18 protein-coding genes and 1 pseudogene are annotated in these 16,794 nt (G+C 29.7%); 8 read left to right on the top strand and 11 right to left on the bottom strand.

The features are described 5' to 3' along the window. The 4 genes and pseudogenes from L8W56_RS00005 to argS form a co-directional block, all read left to right on the top strand. Window positions 1-358: pseudogene (locus tag L8W56_RS00005) on the top strand (highly acidic protein); the annotation flags it as partial. Then, window positions 355-969, top strand: a complete 615-nt coding sequence (gene gmk, locus L8W56_RS00010; RefSeq protein ID WP_220566902.1) for a guanylate kinase — start codon at window positions 355-357, stop codon at window positions 967-969. The pseudogene L8W56_RS00005 and the gene gmk, both read left to right, overlap by 4 nt. A 1-nt stretch (window position 970) precedes the next feature. Further along, complete coding sequence (locus L8W56_RS00015; RefSeq protein WP_133318671.1) at window positions 971-1,210, top strand: twin-arginine translocase TatA/TatE family subunit; 240 nt, start codon at window positions 971-973, stop codon at window positions 1,208-1,210. A 6-nt stretch (window positions 1,211-1,216) separates the two neighbouring features. Then, the gene (argS, locus tag L8W56_RS00020; RefSeq protein WP_412175533.1) at window positions 1,217-2,815 is read left to right on the top strand and encodes an arginine--tRNA ligase; all 1,599 of its coding nucleotides are present in this window, start codon (window positions 1,217-1,219) and stop codon (window positions 2,813-2,815) included. Here argS and L8W56_RS00025 read toward each other — a convergent pair. The 6 genes from L8W56_RS00025 to L8W56_RS00050 all read right to left on the bottom strand — a co-directional run bounded on the left by L8W56_RS00025 (window position 2,812) and on the right by L8W56_RS00050 (window position 6,563). Beyond that, complete coding sequence (locus L8W56_RS00025; protein ID WP_133318673.1) at window positions 2,812-3,330, bottom strand: threonine/serine exporter family protein; 519 nt, start codon at window positions 3,328-3,330, stop codon at window positions 2,812-2,814. The two genes, argS and L8W56_RS00025, sit on opposite strands and share 4 nt — an antisense overlap. Then, entirely contained in the window at window positions 3,327-4,103 is a 777-nt protein-coding gene (locus L8W56_RS00030) for a threonine/serine ThrE exporter family protein (protein WP_220566900.1), read from the bottom strand. Before L8W56_RS00030 ends, L8W56_RS00025 begins: the two co-directional genes overlap by 4 nt. A 127-nt stretch (window positions 4,104-4,230) precedes the next feature. Continuing rightward, window positions 4,231-4,836: a DedA family protein gene (locus L8W56_RS00035; RefSeq protein ID WP_263659019.1), complete on the bottom strand. Its 606-nt coding sequence runs from the start codon at window positions 4,834-4,836 to the stop codon at window positions 4,231-4,233. A 50-nt stretch (window positions 4,837-4,886) separates the two neighbouring features. After that, window positions 4,887-5,315 (bottom strand): trehalose-6-phosphate synthase, encoded by a 429-nt coding sequence (locus L8W56_RS00040; RefSeq protein WP_263659020.1) that lies wholly within the window; start codon window positions 5,313-5,315, stop codon window positions 4,887-4,889. A 48-nt stretch (window positions 5,316-5,363) separates the two neighbouring features. Continuing rightward, complete coding sequence (locus tag L8W56_RS00045) at window positions 5,364-5,846, bottom strand: peptidylprolyl isomerase (RefSeq protein WP_133318677.1); 483 nt, start codon at window positions 5,844-5,846, stop codon at window positions 5,364-5,366. Window positions 5,847-5,855: 9 nt separating this feature from the next. Beyond that, entirely contained in the window at window positions 5,856-6,563 is a 708-nt protein-coding gene (locus L8W56_RS00050; RefSeq protein ID WP_263659021.1) for a YebC/PmpR family DNA-binding transcriptional regulator, read from the bottom strand. Between the two features lie 80 nt (window positions 6,564-6,643). On the opposite strand from L8W56_RS00050, the gene L8W56_RS00055 reads away from it, so the two are divergent. The 4 genes from L8W56_RS00055 (at window position 6,644) to L8W56_RS00070 (ending at window position 10,082) form a co-directional block, all read left to right on the top strand. Beyond that, window positions 6,644-7,189, top strand: coding sequence for a GNAT family N-acetyltransferase (locus tag L8W56_RS00055; RefSeq protein WP_263659022.1), 546 nt, complete (start codon window positions 6,644-6,646; stop codon window positions 7,187-7,189). Next, window positions 7,190-7,381 carry a cation transporter gene (locus L8W56_RS00060; protein WP_263659023.1) on the top strand — a complete coding sequence of 64 codons (192 nt, stop codon included), beginning with the start codon at window positions 7,190-7,192 and terminating at the stop codon, window positions 7,379-7,381. It begins immediately after the preceding gene. Continuing rightward, window positions 7,371-9,491 (top strand): heavy metal translocating P-type ATPase, encoded by a 2,121-nt coding sequence (locus L8W56_RS00065; protein ID WP_263659024.1) that lies wholly within the window; start codon window positions 7,371-7,373, stop codon window positions 9,489-9,491. Before L8W56_RS00060 ends, L8W56_RS00065 begins: the two co-directional genes overlap by 11 nt. 66 nt (window positions 9,492-9,557) lie before the next feature. Continuing rightward, entirely contained in the window at window positions 9,558-10,082 is a 525-nt protein-coding gene (locus L8W56_RS00070; RefSeq protein WP_263659025.1) for a DUF2165 family protein, read from the top strand. 45 nt (window positions 10,083-10,127) lie between these two features. Here L8W56_RS00070 and L8W56_RS00075 read toward each other — a convergent pair whose 3' ends face one another. From L8W56_RS00075 to alaS, 5 genes are all read right to left on the bottom strand, one after another. Next, window positions 10,128-10,700: a sulfite oxidase heme-binding subunit YedZ gene (locus tag L8W56_RS00075; RefSeq protein WP_133318682.1), complete on the bottom strand. Its 573-nt coding sequence runs from the start codon at window positions 10,698-10,700 to the stop codon at window positions 10,128-10,130. Further along, entirely contained in the window at window positions 10,700-11,593 is an 894-nt protein-coding gene (gene msrP / locus L8W56_RS00080) for a protein-methionine-sulfoxide reductase catalytic subunit MsrP (RefSeq protein ID WP_133318683.1), read from the bottom strand. The genes L8W56_RS00075 and msrP overlap by 1 nt, the downstream gene beginning before the upstream one ends. An 84-nt stretch (window positions 11,594-11,677) precedes the next feature. Then, complete coding sequence (locus L8W56_RS00085) at window positions 11,678-13,609, bottom strand: PBP1A family penicillin-binding protein (protein WP_263659135.1); 1,932 nt, start codon at window positions 13,607-13,609, stop codon at window positions 11,678-11,680. Beyond that, on the bottom strand, window positions 13,609-14,151 hold the full coding sequence (gene maf / locus L8W56_RS00090; RefSeq protein WP_263659026.1) for a septum formation inhibitor Maf: 543 nt from the start codon (window positions 14,149-14,151) through the stop codon (window positions 13,609-13,611). Before maf ends, L8W56_RS00085 begins: the two co-directional genes overlap by 1 nt. Beyond that, on the bottom strand, window positions 14,151-16,688 hold the full coding sequence (gene alaS / locus L8W56_RS00095; RefSeq protein WP_263659027.1) for an alanine--tRNA ligase: 2,538 nt from the start codon (window positions 16,686-16,688) through the stop codon (window positions 14,151-14,153). The genes maf and alaS overlap by 1 nt, the downstream gene beginning before the upstream one ends. Between the last annotated feature and the right edge of the window lie 106 nt (window positions 16,689-16,794).

Here is a 16,794-nt window from a genome sequence, read left to right on the forward strand (position 1 = left end):
TATAGAGGAAAATATAGAGGAAAATATAGAGGAAAATATAGAGGAAAATATAGAGGAAAATATGAGCGAAATTTTAGACGATACACAAGATGAGTTTGCAAATTTAAATGAAAATGATATTATGTTGGCTTTAGGCGAAGAGCTTGCTCCAGCTATTGTAGAAAAGAAAGAAGAAAATAGATTAAGCACTCAAGAAAAAATAGAAAATTTACAAGAAGATGAAATGGTAAATGAGCTTAGTAAGAGTATAGCTCAAACCATTACTTCAAGTATTACTGATGATACTTTAAAAGCAGCCTTAAAAGGTATGAAGATGAATATAAACATCAATATAAGCTTTGATGAGGATAAACATTGAGCGGTCAAATTTTAATTATTTCAGGGCCAAGTGGAGCAGGTAAGAGTACCTTGCTTCAAAAACTTTTTAAAGAAAAAGATAATATTTATTTTTCTATTTCAAGCACAACAAGAGCTCCTAGGGAAAATGAAAAAAATGGAGTAGATTATTTTTTTATCAGTGAAGAAGAATTTAAACAAGGTATAGAAAAAGGTGATTTTTTAGAATGGGCTTTAGTGCATAAAAATTACTATGGTACATCGTTAATTCCTGTAAAAAAAGCATTGCAAGAGGGTAAAAGTGTCATTTTTGATATAGATGTGCAAGGCTTTTGCATAGCTAAAGAAAAAATGCCTAATTATATTACTTCTGTATTTATCACAACTAAAGATAAAAAAGAACTTGAAAAAAGATTGCTTAAGCGAAATACTGATAAAATAGAAGATATTAGCAAAAGATTAGAAAATGCTAGTGATGAAATGGCTTATTTGGATCGATATGATTTTTTAATCATAAATGATGATCTAGAAAAAAGTTATAGGGAGCTAGAAGCAGTTTTTGAAGCTTCAAAATTAAAAAGTACAAAACATGATTTAAAACAAATTCAAATTCAATGGAATAAAGGAGAATAAAATGCATATGCCAAGTGGAACCCAATGGTTAATTATATTACTTATTGTAGTATTACTTTTTGGTGCTAAAAAAATTCCAGAGCTTGCTAAAGGTTTAGGAAAAGGTATTAAAACTTTTAAAGATGAAATGAATACTGATGATGATAAAAAAATCGTTCAAGAAGATGCACAAAAAATTGAAAAAATCAACGAAAAAGATGTGCTAGTAAAAGAAAATAATGAAGAAACAAAAAAAGCTTAAGGCGATATGTTGAAAACTTTAGTTTATAAAGAAATTAAAGAGAAACTAGGAAGAGATTTTATCTTAGAAAATCCTAAGAATAAAAATTTAGCCCATTTTGCTACACCTTTGGCTTTTTCTTTAGCTAAAGAATTAAGGCAAAACCCTATAATAATTGCTAATGATATTGTTGCTAAGTTAAAAGATTGTGATTGTTTTGAAAGTGTAGAGGCTTTAAATGGTTATGTAAATTTTAAGCTTTCAAAGGCTTTTTTAAATTCTTTGTCTACGCAAGCTTTGAGTGATAGTGAAAATTTTGCAAAAGATGAAAAAAAAGAGCAGAGTTTTTTACTTGAATATGTTAGTGCAAATCCAACAGGACCTTTACACATAGGGCATGCTAGAGGGGCTATTTTTGGTGATACTTTAACTAGGGTTGCTAGACATTTAGGATATAAATTTGATACAGAATATTATGTTAATGATGCGGGTAATCAAATTTATCTTTTGGGTCTTTCTATATTGCTTGCAGTAAAAGAGCATTGTTTAAAAGAGCAAGTTCGATATCCTGATGAGTATTATAAAGGTGAATATATCGTAGATGTAGCAAAAGAGGCTTTTGCTGAATTTGAAAAAGATTTTTTTATAGAAGGAAATATTCCACAATTAGCGCTTTGGGCTAAGGATAAAATGCTAAAAATTATTAAGCAAAATTTAGCCGATGCTAAGATATTTATTGATACTTATGTGAGTGAAACAAGCTATTATAGTGAATTAGAAAATACTTTAAAAGCCTTAAAAGAGCATGGTGGTACTTATGAGCAAGATGGTAAAATATGGCTTGCATCAAGTGCTAAAGGTGATGAAAAAGATCGTGTGATTATTAAAGATAATGGAAAAGGAACTTATCTAGCTGCTGATATAGTTTATCATAAAGATAAAATGAGTCGTGGTTATGATAAGTGTATCAATATATGGGGGGCTGATCATCACGGCTATATTGCTAGAATGAAAGCTGCTATGGAATTTTTAGGTCATGATAGTCAAAATCTTGAAATTATCTTAGCACAAATGGTTTCACTCTTAAAAAATGGCGAGCCTTATAAGATGAGTAAAAGAGCAGGAAATTTCATTTTAATGGGTGATGTTTTAGAAGAACTTGGTAGTGATGTGCTAAGATATATTTTTATCAGTAAAAAATGTGATACGCATTTGGAATTTGATGTAGATGAGTTTAAAAAAGAAGACAGCTCTAATCCTGTGTATTATATTAATTATGCTCATGCGAGAATTCATCAAGTATTTGCCAAAGCAGGTAAGAGTGTAAATGATGTTATATATGCTAAATTTGAGAGTTTAAATGAAGATGGTATGAATCTTTTGTTTGAAAGCTTAAATTTAAAAGCAGTACTTAATGATGCATTCGAATCAAGAGCCTTGCAAAAAATTCCTGATTATTTAAAAAATTTAGCCTCTTTATTTCATAAATTTTATAATGAAAATAAAGTTGTTGGCTCAAGCAATGAAGATGAGCTTTTAAAACTTTTTGCCATATGTGCCTTGAGTATTAAAACAGCTTTTGCACTCATGGGAATAGAGGCAAAGAATAAAATGAATCACGATTAATTTTGATCGTGATTTTTGCTTTTTTTAATACTTCTTGTCATCATAAAGCTTTGTTCAAAAAATAAAAGCAAGGTTATGCTTACTCCTACTGCTAGAGCTAATGTTACCGAAAGTGTTGTAAAGAAATAATCAAAAAAATGAATCAAAAAATTAGTTTTTTCGCCAATATCCTCTGAGCGTATAAAAGAAATCAAATACAATATAGCTTTGTATGCGTAAATTCCGGGTATCATAGGGATAAGAGCAGGAAAAGCTATAATTTCAGCAGGTGTTTTAAAAATCTTAGCCAAAAACAAACCAAGACAACCTATGCTAAAAGAAGCTATAAAGGTCGCAATAGCTAAAGTTTGAAAGCCAAAATACCCCATTAGAGTAAAACGCATACCATGTGCTATGGCGGCTAATATGGCTGAGAGTATGAGTGTTTTAAAGGGCGGATTACACACATAAGCAAAACCAAATCCTGTTAAAGCTGCAAAAAACATATCCCAAAGTATAGAAGAATAATCAATCATCTTAAAATTCCAAAGTCACTAATGCTAAGAGTGGTATAAATTCCAATAGCAATACAGCATACCAATATCGCCACACTAATAATACGACTAAAACCCATAAGTATGTGATCTTTTAAAATATCTATAATTGAGTTTATAAAATAAACTCCAGGTATTAAATACAAGATACTAGAACCCAAAGCAATATTTGCTTCTTGTATAAGCTTTAAATCCACTCCAAAAAACACAATAAAAGAAGATAAAAAAGAGCAAAAAATATATTGAATTCTTAAATCAATTTTTATTCTAGTGAGTAAAACTCTCAAACTAAAACCCACCAAAGTAGCTAAAAATACAAATAAACATCCATAAAAATCTCCCCCAAATAGCTTACAAAAGGCCGAATTTGCTGCTGAAACTAAAAATAAATTAGCTAAAAAAGGATTTCTTTTGGTTTGTTTGAGTTTTAAAAGAGAAATTTTGGCTTCTTCTAGGTTATATTTATGATCATGAATTTGCCAACTTAATGCACTAAGTTCTAAAATAAGTTTAAAATTAATATGGTTGTGTTTGTTAGGTATGATGTAGGTTCTTTGTATAGAGTTATCATCTTTATCAAAAATATTTAGCGTAGTATGATGAAAGAAAAAATTCATATTAATTTCATAACCATACGCATTAGCTATCCTTCCAACGCATTTTGCTACTCTTGCTGTGTAAGTTCCTGCACTTAGAAAAACGCTAATATATTCGATTAAAAAATTAGTTAAATTTTGAATTGATGGTTTTTGCATAAATATTCTTTAAAATAGTTTTTAAAGATTTTATCAAAATTAAAATATAAAATCTTATAAATTTAAAATATTTTTGTAAAAATATTAAAAACATATGCACTAGGTAATTTAAGGAAGTTAATAAAATTTAAGTGTGATTTTTCTTTTTTTGTATATAAATATAGATAGTTAAAAGCATACTTATAAAAATAATACAAGCAATAATAACAAAATGTAGATATTCTTTAAGTAAGTCTTCATTTTTACCTAAAATATAACCTAATATAAGTAAAATTAAACACCAAATTCCAGCTCCTAAACTAGTATAAAATATAAATTTTTTCAAATTCATTCTTGCAAGTCCAGCAGGTAAGGAAATGTATTGACGCAATCCAGGGATTAATCTACCACTAAATGTTGATATTTCACCATGTTTATTGAAAAAGGCTTCAAACTGAGCAAATTTTGTTTCATTAACTCCAAAATATTTACATATTTTTAAAATAACATTACGCCCTAAAAAATAACATAAGTAATAATTTAATAAAGCACCCAAAAGAGCTCCAAAAGTCCCACAAAGTAGACATAGCCAAAAGTTAAGTTCGTTTTGATGAGCTAAATATCCAGCAGGTATCATCACTACTTCACTAGGAAAAGGAAAAAAGGAGCTTTCTATAAACATAAGAAAGATAATCCCCCAGTAACCCCAATCTTTTGTAAGAGTAAGTAAAAAATCTATAATATCACCAAGCATAAATACCCTTTAATTTTTTAAACTAATGATATAAATTTAGTTTTAATGTTTTAAAAATATAGCATGGCTTTTGCACAAATGACTATTAAAATACATAAAATCAAAGCAATCAAGTGAGATTTTAAAGGATCTTTTCTTTTTAAAATTCTTATAAAAAACAAAGAATAACAAGTTAAAGCTAACATTGTTATTAGTAGCAAAAGCTTGATAAATAAAAATACTCCAAAATTGCTTGCAAAAAAATCCCAAAAAGAATTAAATTCATAAAAACTTAAAAGATAAAAACCACTCAATAAAAGTAAGATAAAAATACTAGCAAAAATAAAAATACTTGATTTGGCATAGGCTTTTTTAATTTTATCGCAATCTTCTTTGCTTTCGTGTTTATAAGCAAAGCAATAAACACAAACATCAAAAAATACATAGGCTATAAAAAATATAGCACAGATAAGATGAATACAAATAAAAATAAAATGCATAACTAATCTCCTTAAAAAATCATAGCACAATTTTAAGGAGATGTAAAATTAAAGTTTTTCTAAAATTTGGATAGTTTTGATTTTATCTCCTGCTCTAATGCTATCTAGTACTTCTAAACTTTCTTTGTCTTCAGGATTGATTTGTCCAAAGATAGTATGCACTCCATCTAAATGAGGTTGTGGGCTGTGACAAATAAAAAATTGTGAACCACCTGTATCTCTACCAGCATGAGCCATAGATAAGCTACCTCTTAAGTGCTTGTGTTTTTGATCGTCACATTCACATTCTATCTCATAACCAGGGCCACCTGAACCTATACCATAAGGACAACCACCTTGTATTACAAAATTTGGAATCACGCGGTGAAAAACAAGCTCATCATAAAAACCTTCATTGGCTAAGTTGGCAAAATTACACACAGTTTGTGGTGCTTCATCGGGAAATAATTCTAATTTCATATCACCTTTTTCGGTGCTAATGATAGCAAAATTGTATTTTTTTGCATCTTTTATGTCGATTTTTTTAAGCATTTTTTGCTCCTATTCTATGTTGGTATAAACTGCTTGTACATCATCATCATCTTCTAATTTATCAAGCAATTTTTCAATATCAAGAAGTTGCTCTTCGCTAAAGCTTACGGGGTTATTAGCAAGATATTCAAGTCCTGCTTTTTTAAGCACTAAGTCTTTTTTTTCTATGGCGTTACTAAGTTCACCAAAAGCAGTGTAATCACCTATAATTAGTAATTCTTCTTCATTTTGTTCAAGTTCTTCAAGTCCCGCATCAATGAGTTCAAGTTCAAGTTCTTCTAGATCTCCATCATATTTTTCAAGATGAAAAACAGCTTTATGTGAAAACATAAAAGTCAAAGAGCCATTTTGTAAAATTTCTCCACCATTTTTGCTAAAAATTGCTTTTACATTAGCCACTGTGCGTGTAGGATTATCACTCATACACTCAACAATGATTAAAGCCCCATGTGCTGCTTTTCCCTCATAGTGGATATTTTTAATATCAGCACTATCTTTTCCACTTGCTCTTTTAATAGCTGCATCGATATTGTCTTTTGGCATATTATTAGCTTTTGCAGTAGCTATGGCACTACGAAGCTTTGGGTTCATATCAGGATCAGCTCCGCCTTCTTTTGCTGCTACTTGTATAGCCTTTGCAAGTTTTGGAAAAAGTTTGCTCATTTTATCCCATCTTGCTTCTTTAGAGGCTCTGCGATATTCAAACGCTCTTCCCATAAATTCTCTCTTTCTTATATTGTTTTAAAGTTAAAAGTATAAACTAAGAAGTCTAAATTTGATTTTAAAGGAGCAAAAGAGTGATCAGAAAAGCTAGGAAAGATGATGTTAAAAAATGCATACAATTGCTTGCTTTGGCAATGGATCATTTTATATATAAACTTAGTGGCTATAATGATCATCAAAAAGCCATAGAGGTTTTAGAAAATTTCTTCACTCAAGAAAATAATCGTTTAAGCTATGAAAATATATATGTTTATGAAGAAGATAATGAAATTTTAGGTGTGATTTGTTTTTATGATGGGGCTTTGGCAGATGAGCTAGATAAGCCTTTAAATGAGCATTTAGAATTTTTAGGAATTAATGAAAAAGTTTTAAAAGAATGCGATAATGAGTTTTATTTAGATAGTATTTGCGTAGATGAAAAGGCAAGAGGGAAAGGCATTGCTAAGAAATTGATTGAATATGCCTTCGATGAATCTTTGAAAAATGATAAAAAACTTTCATTAATCGTAGAAGATGAAAATATAAATGCAAAAATGCTTTATGAAAAAATGGGTTTTAAATTTATAAAAAATAAAATTTTTCACACTTATAAATATGAATACAGAGAAAAAGGAGAATAAATGATTATAAAAACTAAAAATATTAATTGTCAAAGTTGTGTAAATTTAATCAAAGCTTCATTGGAAGATGAATTTGGTGCTATGCAAATAAGTGTTGAAAATAAAAGCATAGAGATTGATTTAAAAGCAGAGCAAGTTGAAGAGTTTAAAAAACAATTGCAAGATTTAGGTTTTGAGACAGATGAAGCATGAATTAAAGTTAAAAATAGGCAATATGACCTGTGTTAATTGCTCTAATGCTATAGAAAAAGTTTGTGCAAAAATTGATGGGGTAGAAGATGTAAGTGTTTCTTATGTCAATTCTAGTGGAGTGTTTTTGCTTAAAGATTTATCTTTAGAAGCAAAGATCAAAGAAAAAATTAAGGCTTTGGGTTTTGAGATATTACAAGAAGAGCAAAATTTATACGAATTTAAACTTAAAGAGCTTAAAAATATGAAAACAAAGCTTATTGTGAGTATAATTTTAAGCTCTATTGTGATGTATTTTGAAATGTTTGTTCAAGGAAATGTTTCTGCTTTAATTCAAATGTTTTTATCTATGATAGCGATTTTTTATTATGGAAAAGGTTTTTTTATCCACGCTCTTAAAGGATTAAAACATAAAAATTTAGATATGAATACCTTGATATCCTTAGGTGCTTTTACTTCTTTTATATATTCTTTTTTTGTGTATTTTGAGGTATTTAGTAAAGATGGTTATTTGTATTTTAGTGGCGGAGCGATGATTGTAAGCTTTGTTTTATTAGGTAAATACTTAGAAGAAAAGGCTAAATTTAAATCCTTAGAATATCAAAACAAACTAAAAAATATAGATATTAAAAAAGCTAATATAATCTTAGAAGATGCAAGTATAAAAAGCATACCTAGTGCTTTTGTAAAAGAAAATGATGTGATTTTAGTAAAAGAGGGTGAAAGCGTTGTTGTTGATGGGGTGATTATAGCAGGCGAGGCTGAGGTTGATGTGAGTTTTTTAACAGGAGAATTTTTACCACTTTTGAAAAAGCAAAATGATGAAATTCTAGCAGGAAGTGTGTTGATTAATGGAAGCTTAAAGATTAAAGCTAGTAAAAAGGCGATTGAAAGCTCATTAGAACAAATTAAAGATCTTGTTTTTAAAGCAGGCAATATCAAAACACCTTTAGCAAATTTAGCTAATAAAATTTCAGCTTATTTTGTAGCTTGTATTATTGTTTTATCGCTTTTTGTGTTTGTTTTTTGGTATTTTAAAGAAGGAGTCAACGCAGCATTTTTACATGCTTGTGCCACTCTTTTAATCTCTTGTCCTTGCGCTTTGGGCTTAGCAACCCCTATAGCCATAGTTAGTGCTTTAGCAAATGGTGCAAGAAATTTTATCTTAGTAAAAAATCCAGCGGTATTAGAGAATTTAGCTAGTATAAAACTTGCTATTTTTGATAAAACAGGCACTTTAAGTCAAGATGATTTAAGTGTTTATAAGCATGATCTAACTCAAGAAAATTTTCAAAAACTCACGCAAATTGAAAATTTAAGCTCACATCCAATCGCAAAGGCTTTTACTAAAAAATTGAATGTAAATTTAAATTTACAAGGAAAATTAAGTGTTTTAGTGGGTAGTGGTTTGCTTTATGAGGAAAATGATGATAAATATTTAATAGGCAATGAAAAATTAATGCTTGAAAATAGTGTTGATATACAAAAAAGCAAGCAATTTTTGCAAGAATTTGAAGATCAAGCACCTATATGTTTGTATTTTGCAAAAAATAATATTTGTCTTGGTGGGGTTTGTTTAAAAAATGAACTTAAAAACGAAGCTAAAAATTTGATAGCAAATTTAAAACAAAAAGGTATAAAAAGTATTATTTTAAGTGGTGATAATAAAAAAAGTGTTACTAAAATAGCAAATGAACTTAATGTTGATGAATATTATTCTGATTTAAAACCTGAGCAAAAACTTGATTTCATAAAAGAAAAAATCAAAAAAGAAAAAGTTCTTTTTATAGGAGATGGTATCAATGATGCTCCTGCTTTAAATTTAGCTAGCGCAAGCATAAGTTTTTCTAAAGCAAGTGAGCTTGCTAAAAAAAGCGGAGATTTGATTTTGATAAAAGATGATTTATCTTTAATAGCTTATTGTTTTGAGCTTTCTCAAAGAACTAAAAATATCATCAAACTTAATCTTTTTTGGGCTTTTGTTTATAATGCTTTATGTATTCCCATTGCGGCAGGTCTTGTGTCATTTATAAGTCTTAGTCCGCATTTGGCAGCTTTAGCAATGTGTTTTAGTTCGGTAACGGTTGTAGTCAATTCTTTAAGATTGCGTTAGATATTTCAGTTTTATTTAATATTTGTTGTATTATATTAATATAATTTTAACAAAAAGGAGTATTTAATGAATTGCAATTGTAGTTTTTCTATGATGAGTGTAATAAGATATTCTAAAATGATTATCTTGCTTACCGTTGCCTCTTTGGCTGCTATTGTTGTTTTTGGTAATATAACTGATTATAATTCAAATTTTCAGTTTGTAAAACATGTTATGAGTATGGATACTAAGCCTGATTATTTAGGTAATGCTATTATTTATAGGGCTATTACAAATTCTACGATCCATCATATTGCCTATATCTTTATTATTTGTTTTGAAGCTTTTATTATGCTGACTGCTTTAAAAGGTGCTTTAGATATGTTTAAAGCAAGAAATTTAGATGCAAAAACTTTCCATGAAGCTAAAAAAATTGGAATCATTGCTTTAACTTGTTGTTGTTTGTTATGGTTTTTTGGTTTTCAAGTGGTGGCTGCAGAGTGGTTTGGCATGTGGATGAGTAAAACTTGGAATGGTTTGCCTGATGCTACTAGATTAGTAACCTATATGCTTTTAGCGTTAGTTTATATTAGTATTAAAAACGATGATTAAATCACAAACTCTCTGTTGAGGGTTTGTGGAAAATATAAAATGTTTTTATAATGATTGAGCTTGTAAATATTTACTTCTTCTTTTTTTGTAATTATTCCATAATTTAAAGAACAAAAAAATTAAAGCTAGGCTCAGTGCTAAAAAATGTGGAATTTGCGGTATTTTTGCAGATAAAAAATAATGCCAAGATACTAGTAAAAAGCAAAAATAGCCAAGTTTTCTTATCTTACTTAATTTTTTAAAAAGCTTAAATGAGCTTATAAACATAAGTGTGAGTATAAAAAAGCTTATAAAACCACTAAATTCTAAATTTTTACTAAAAGTATCTTTGAAAAAAAGCATTAAATCTAAATTTTTACTAAAAGCAAAGTAATTAAAAAAGTGAATCAAAACCCAAAAAAATGCATAAAAACCTAAAAATTTAGGGTAATCTTTTGTGTGTTTATACTTTAAAAGTGAAAAAAATAGGCTTAATCCAAAAAAGATTAAGCCAAATACACCACTATAAAAATATACAGATTTTACAATATCAAATTCTTGCATGATTTGATAAACACTAAAAACAATACTTAAAACAAAAGCTAAAAATCCACTGATATTATAAACTTTTTTGCTCATTAAAAATTAACCTTTAAATCCATATCTTTATACAAATGCGCTACTTCTTTTTCATAGCCATTAAACATTTGCGTAGGCTTAGTGAAAAAATCTCCCAAAGGACGCTCGTTTGCTTGAGACCATCTTGGGTGCGAGACATTTGGATTAACATTAGCATAAAATCCATATTCTCTAGGGTTTGCTAACTCCCATGTGCTTTTAGGTTGTTCTTTGGTAAATTCTATTTTTACAATAGATTTTATACTTTTAAAGCCATACTTCCATGGAACTACAAGGCGAATCGGTGCTCCATTTTGTCCTAATAAAGGCTTTTTATACATGCCCACAGCCATAAGTGTTAGTGGGTGCATAGCCTCATCTAATCTTAAGCCTTCTACATAAGGATAATCAAGAGTTGGAAAAAATGAGGCTTGATCGGCAAATTGATTTTTATCAAAAAGAGTGGTAAATTTTATAAATTTAGCCTCACTTTTAACTTTACATTTTTCTATTAAAGCACGCAATTCAAAACCAACCCAAGGCACCACCATGGACCAAGTTTCAACACAGCGAAATCTATAAATTCTCTCTTCTAATGGAAAAGCCAATAAATCTTGCATAGTTAAAGTCAAAGGTTCTTCAACTTCCCCGCTAACTTCTATTTTCCAACCATTTGTGTTGAAATTTTTTGCAAGCTCAACAGCTCTTTTTTTATCAGTAGAAAATTCATAAAAATTAACATAATTAGTTGCAATTTTTTCTTCACTTAAATTTAATTTTTCATTGTTAGGATCAGGAAAGAAATTTAATGCCATTAATTCAGATTGAACTAAAGCTGAACTAACTAAAGCTCCAGCACCTAGTTTTAAAAAATGGCGTCTTTTGTTATATAATTGTTCGTTTGTGATATTCATGAAGCATCCTTTATATATTTTGTGATATTAAAACATATAAAGGAAAATAGAAGGATAATTTTTATTATTTTATAAAAAATATTTTTAAAAAATTACCTCATTATTTTCAGATAGAGCAGGGTTGTTTTTTGGAAATGGAGAAGTATTGGTGTAGTACTCTCTTTGTTTTTCATAAATTCCTTGATAAACCCCTTTTGGGATGATAAATTTTCTAGCACTATCAGGATAAAGTTCTAAGTATTTTGTTAAAAATTCTTTAAAAACCGGCGCAGCAGTTCTTGCACCACCTTCTATTTGTTTCATAGGCTTATTATCATCATTTCCATACCAAATGATAGCTTCTATTTCAGGAGTTAAGCCACAAAACCACGCATCTATACTTTTATTTGAAGTACCTGTTTTTCCAGCTATTTCAATCCCTTCTACTCTAGCATTACGCCCAGTGCCTTTTTTTACAACATTTTGCATCATATCATTGACTAAAAAGGCTTGTTCAGGTTCGCTGATTTTTCTTTCTCCGGAATTAAATTCTACTACTATTTTACCATTTTTATCGATTATTCTTTTAATGAGTAATAAGTCTTTTTGCACACCATAGTTTCCAAATACCGTGTAAAGTTTAGCATAATCATAAATGGAAATTCCAAAGCTACCCAAAACTATAGATAAATCAACTGGTATGTTTTCAAAGCCCATAAATTGAAGCTTATCGTGGATTACATCAAGTCCTAGGGCAAGAGCTAAATTTATGGTAGCTAGGTTTCTTGAGCCAGTTAGCGCTTCTTTTAAACTTATGAGTCCTAGAAATTTTCCACCATAATTTTTAGGTTTCCAATCTTTCTCATCTTTTTTAGTACTTTCAAAAATTCTTGAAATATCAGCAACCTTACTCATAGGAGAATAGCCCATGTCAATGGCAATTTGATATAAGAAAGGCTTAAAAGAACTCCCCGGTTGTCTTAAGCTTTGAGTGGCGCGGTTGAAATTACTTTTTGTGTAATTTACCCCGCCAACTAAGGCTAAAATGTCTCCATTTTGATGATTTGCTACTATCATAGCTCCATTGAGTGTGCTTAAATTTGCATCTTTATCTCTTTTAACTATTTCATCATAGCCAAATTTTAAAGCTTCTCTTGCAATATTTTGCACATCAAGATCAATGGCAAGCTCTATTTTGTAGCCACCACTTTTTAAGTCTTTAATCCCGCTTAGTTGTTTTAAAACTTCTTGAGTAACATAAGGGGCTGCATTTTGTGTTAAAGTATCATCATATACTTTTGGAATTTCTTTTAAGGCGTTTTCATACTCTTCTTTAGAAATCCAACCAAGATTATACATTCTTTGTACTACGCTATTTGCTCTAGCTAAAGAAAGATCTAAATGTCTAGTAGGATCATAAGTACTTGGAGCCTTTGGCATACCTACCAAAATAGCAATCTCTTTCAAACTAAGCTCATCTAAATTTTTTCTAAAATACCCAAGCGCAGCAGTTTTTACTCCATAATATCCATGTCCAAAGAAGATGAAATTTAAATATCTTTCTAAAATTTGCTCTTTAGTTAAAGTATTTTCTATCTTATATGCAAGCAAAGCTTCTTTTAGCTTTCTGCTCAAAGTACGCTCAGGAGTTAATTCTGTATTTTTTATGAATTGTTGAGTAAGAGTGGAAGCTCCTTCCATAGTTTTTCCACCGCTTCTTATGATTTTAATAGCTGCTCTAAAAATTGCATCTATATTAACCCCGCCATGTTCAAAAAAGCTAGTATCTTCAATGGCTACCAAAGCTTCTATAAGTCTTGGTGGAAGTTCTTCATAAGGAGCATAAAAGCGGTGTTGCTCGAAAACATTTGCAACTAATTTTCCATTTTTATCAAAAATTTGTGTTGTAAGAGGTGGTTTATAATCTTTAAAAGTGTATTGATTTAAATCAGAATCAGAAAATAAATATGCAATAAATATAAAAACTCCAACCGCACACATTATACAAAAAGAAAGAAATATTTTTAAAATTTTTATCATAAAAATGCTTTCAAAAGTTCTATATTAAGCCCTAGCGCTGTACTTTGATGACCTATGATTTTTTTAATGTATTTTTTATGAAATCCCTCACACATCACAGCTCCGGCTTTACCTTGATAAAGTTTTGACTCAATGTATTCTTGCATATCTTTTAAATCAAATTTATCTAAGATCAAATCACACTTGCTAAGATTAAAAATCTTTTTATCTTCTAAAACTAAAATCATCGCGCTTAAAACGCTAATACTTTTACCACTTTGTAAATTGAGCATATTAAAAGCTTCATTATCGCTTTTAGCTTTAGTAAGAATGATATTTTGAGCACAAACTATGCTATCAGCAAATAAAACATTTTTAAAATCAGGATATTTTGTAAAAAATTGTCTTTCTTTTTCTAAAACAATTTTTTGCACATAAGAGCTTGGATTATCTTTTTTTATTAAACTCTCATCATAATCGATAATAATTTGCTCAAAAGTGATATTTGCTTCTTTTAATAAAGCAACGCGTGAAGGCGAACTTGAAGCTAAATAAAGCATTAAGCAAGACTTTCTTCTATGATTTTTCTAGCATGATCAAGCGCTTGTTTTATTTTACTTGTATCTTTACCACCAGCTGTTGCAAAATCATCTCTACCGCCACCGTTTCCACCAAGCATTTGTGCAATTTCTTTTACCAAAACACCAGCTTTTAACGAAGTGTCTTTAACACCTGCTGCTATGATAATCTTACCTTCTTTTTCTTGTAAAAGTAAAATTACAGCTTTGTTAAATTTGTTTTTAAACTCATCTATCATAGTTTTTATATCACCACTATCTATTTTTTGTACACAATATTGAATGCCATTTAGTTCTTTAGAATTTAATTCTGCTTTGCTTGAATTTTTTAATTCATTTTTTAAACTAGCTATTTCATTTTTTAATTTTGCTACATAGCTTAAAATATCATGAGTTTTTAACTCTTCTTTGGCTTGATTAAGCTCTTTTAAATTTTCACTAACATAATCAAGCGCAGCTTTGCTCACCACCGCTTCTATCCTTCTAACCCCAGCACTAACACCACTTTCTTTGATGATGTAAAAACTTCCTATTTCAGAGCTATTTTTCACATGAGTACCACCGCAAAGCTCTTTGCTAGCTCCCAGGGTTAAAACTCTTACTTTTTCTTGATATTTTTCACTAAATAAAGCTATTGCACCGCTTTTTTTAGCTTCATCTAAAGCTAAAATTTCAATTTTGGCTTCATTTGCTTGTATGATGTAAGTGTTTACTAAAGCTTCTATTTGCTTTAATTCTTCTTTATTTAGGGCTTTTGGATGAGTAAAGTCAAATCTTAATTTATTGTGTTCTACTAAAGAGCCTGCTTGGCTAATGTGTGAGCCAAGAATTTCTCTTAAAGCATGGTGTAATAAATGTGTCGCACTATGATGTCTAGCAATTTGTTCTCTTTTTTTAGTATCTATGCAAGCTAACACTTCATCGTTTGTTTTAAGATCTTGTTTTAATTTCACTTGACTAAGATTAATATCAAAGAATTTTTGTGTATCTAAAACCTCATTTTCATTGATAAAACCTATATCAGCACTTTGCCCTCCACTTGTTGCGTAAAATGGAGTTTTTTCAAGCATTAACCACGCTATATCTCCTGCCTTAGTTTCGGTTATGATTTTAAAATTTTCATCCAAAATAGCCATGATTTTAGTTTTTTCTTCATAATTTTCATAGCCACTAAAAGCATTTTTACCAAATTTTTCTAATAAAACTTTAAAGTCCCCGCTAACTGCTTTATCCCCACTTCCTTTCCAAGAAGCCTTAGCTCTATCTTTTTGTTCTTGCATAAGCTCATTAAATTTAGCCTCATCTATACTAAGATTTTTTTCTCTTAGCATATCTTGGGTTAAATCAAGCGGAAAACCATAAGTATCATAAAGTTTAAAAGCTACTTTACCACTAAAAATATCTTTAGTTTTTTTAAGTTCTTCGTTAAAAATTTCTATACCATTTTCAATAGTGCTTAAAAATCTTTCTTCTTCTAGTTTGATTTGTTCTTTAATAAATTCTTTTTTTTCATTTAAGTAAGTATAATGCCCACCCATTAACTCACAAACTACATCTACAAGCTCATACATAAAAGCTCTTTTAAGACCTAACAAATATCCATGTCTTAAGGCACGACGCATAATTCTTCTTAAAACATAGCCCCTGCCTTCTTTATCAAACCCAACTCCTTGAGCAAGTAAAAATACACTTGATCTTATATGATCAGCAATTACTCTATAACTAGCTCCGCTTTCATAAGTATAAGTTTTACCGCAAAGTTTTGCAATACTCTCAATAATAGGCATAAACAAAGAACTATCAAAATTACTAAATTTTCCTTCTTTTATAGCACTAACTCTTTCAAGCCCCATGCCTGTATCAATACTTGGTTTTGGTAATGGAGTAAGCGTTCCATCTGCACTTCTTTCATACTGCATAAAAACTAGGTTCCAAATTTCTAAGAACCTATCTCCATCTCCACCCATATAATCTTCACTAGAATTAAAATGCTCAGCGCCTTGATCATAAAAAATTTCACTACAAGGCCCGCATGGTCCAGTATCGCCCATTTGCCAGAAATTATCTTTATCGCCAAATTTATAAATTCTTTCTTTTTCTATATGCTTTTGCCAAAGCTCATATGCTTCATCATCACTTTCATGAACGGTTACATATAATTTTTCTTTAGGTAATTTTAAAACTTCAGTTACGAATTCCCAAGCATAAGCAATGGCTTGTTCTTTAAAATAATCTCCAAAACTAAAATTCCCAAGCATTTCAAAGAAAGTATGATGTCTTGCCGTATAGCCTACATTGTCTAAGTCATTATGTTTTCCACCGGCTCTTATACAAGTTTGACAGCTTGTTTTACGCGGAGGATTAGGGCGTGGTACTTCTCCGGTAAATATGCTTTTAAAAGGTACCATACCTGCATTAGTAAAAAGTAAAGTTGCATCATCAGGCACCAAAGGGCTTGAAGGAGTGATTTCGTGTCCTTTTGATTTAAAAAATTCTAAATATTCTTTTCTTATATCCATAGATTTTCCTAGCTAGTTTTTTACTTAAAATAATACCAAAAATACTTTAAATTAAGTAAAACTATCTTATAATCATGATTTTAAATTTATAAGGTTAATATAATGA

It is taken from the genome of Campylobacter sp. IFREMER_LSEM_CL1085 (assembly GCF_025772235.1).
In the GTDB taxonomy this organism is placed as follows: Bacteria; Campylobacterota; Campylobacteria; order Campylobacterales; family Campylobacteraceae; genus Campylobacter_D; species Campylobacter_D lari_D.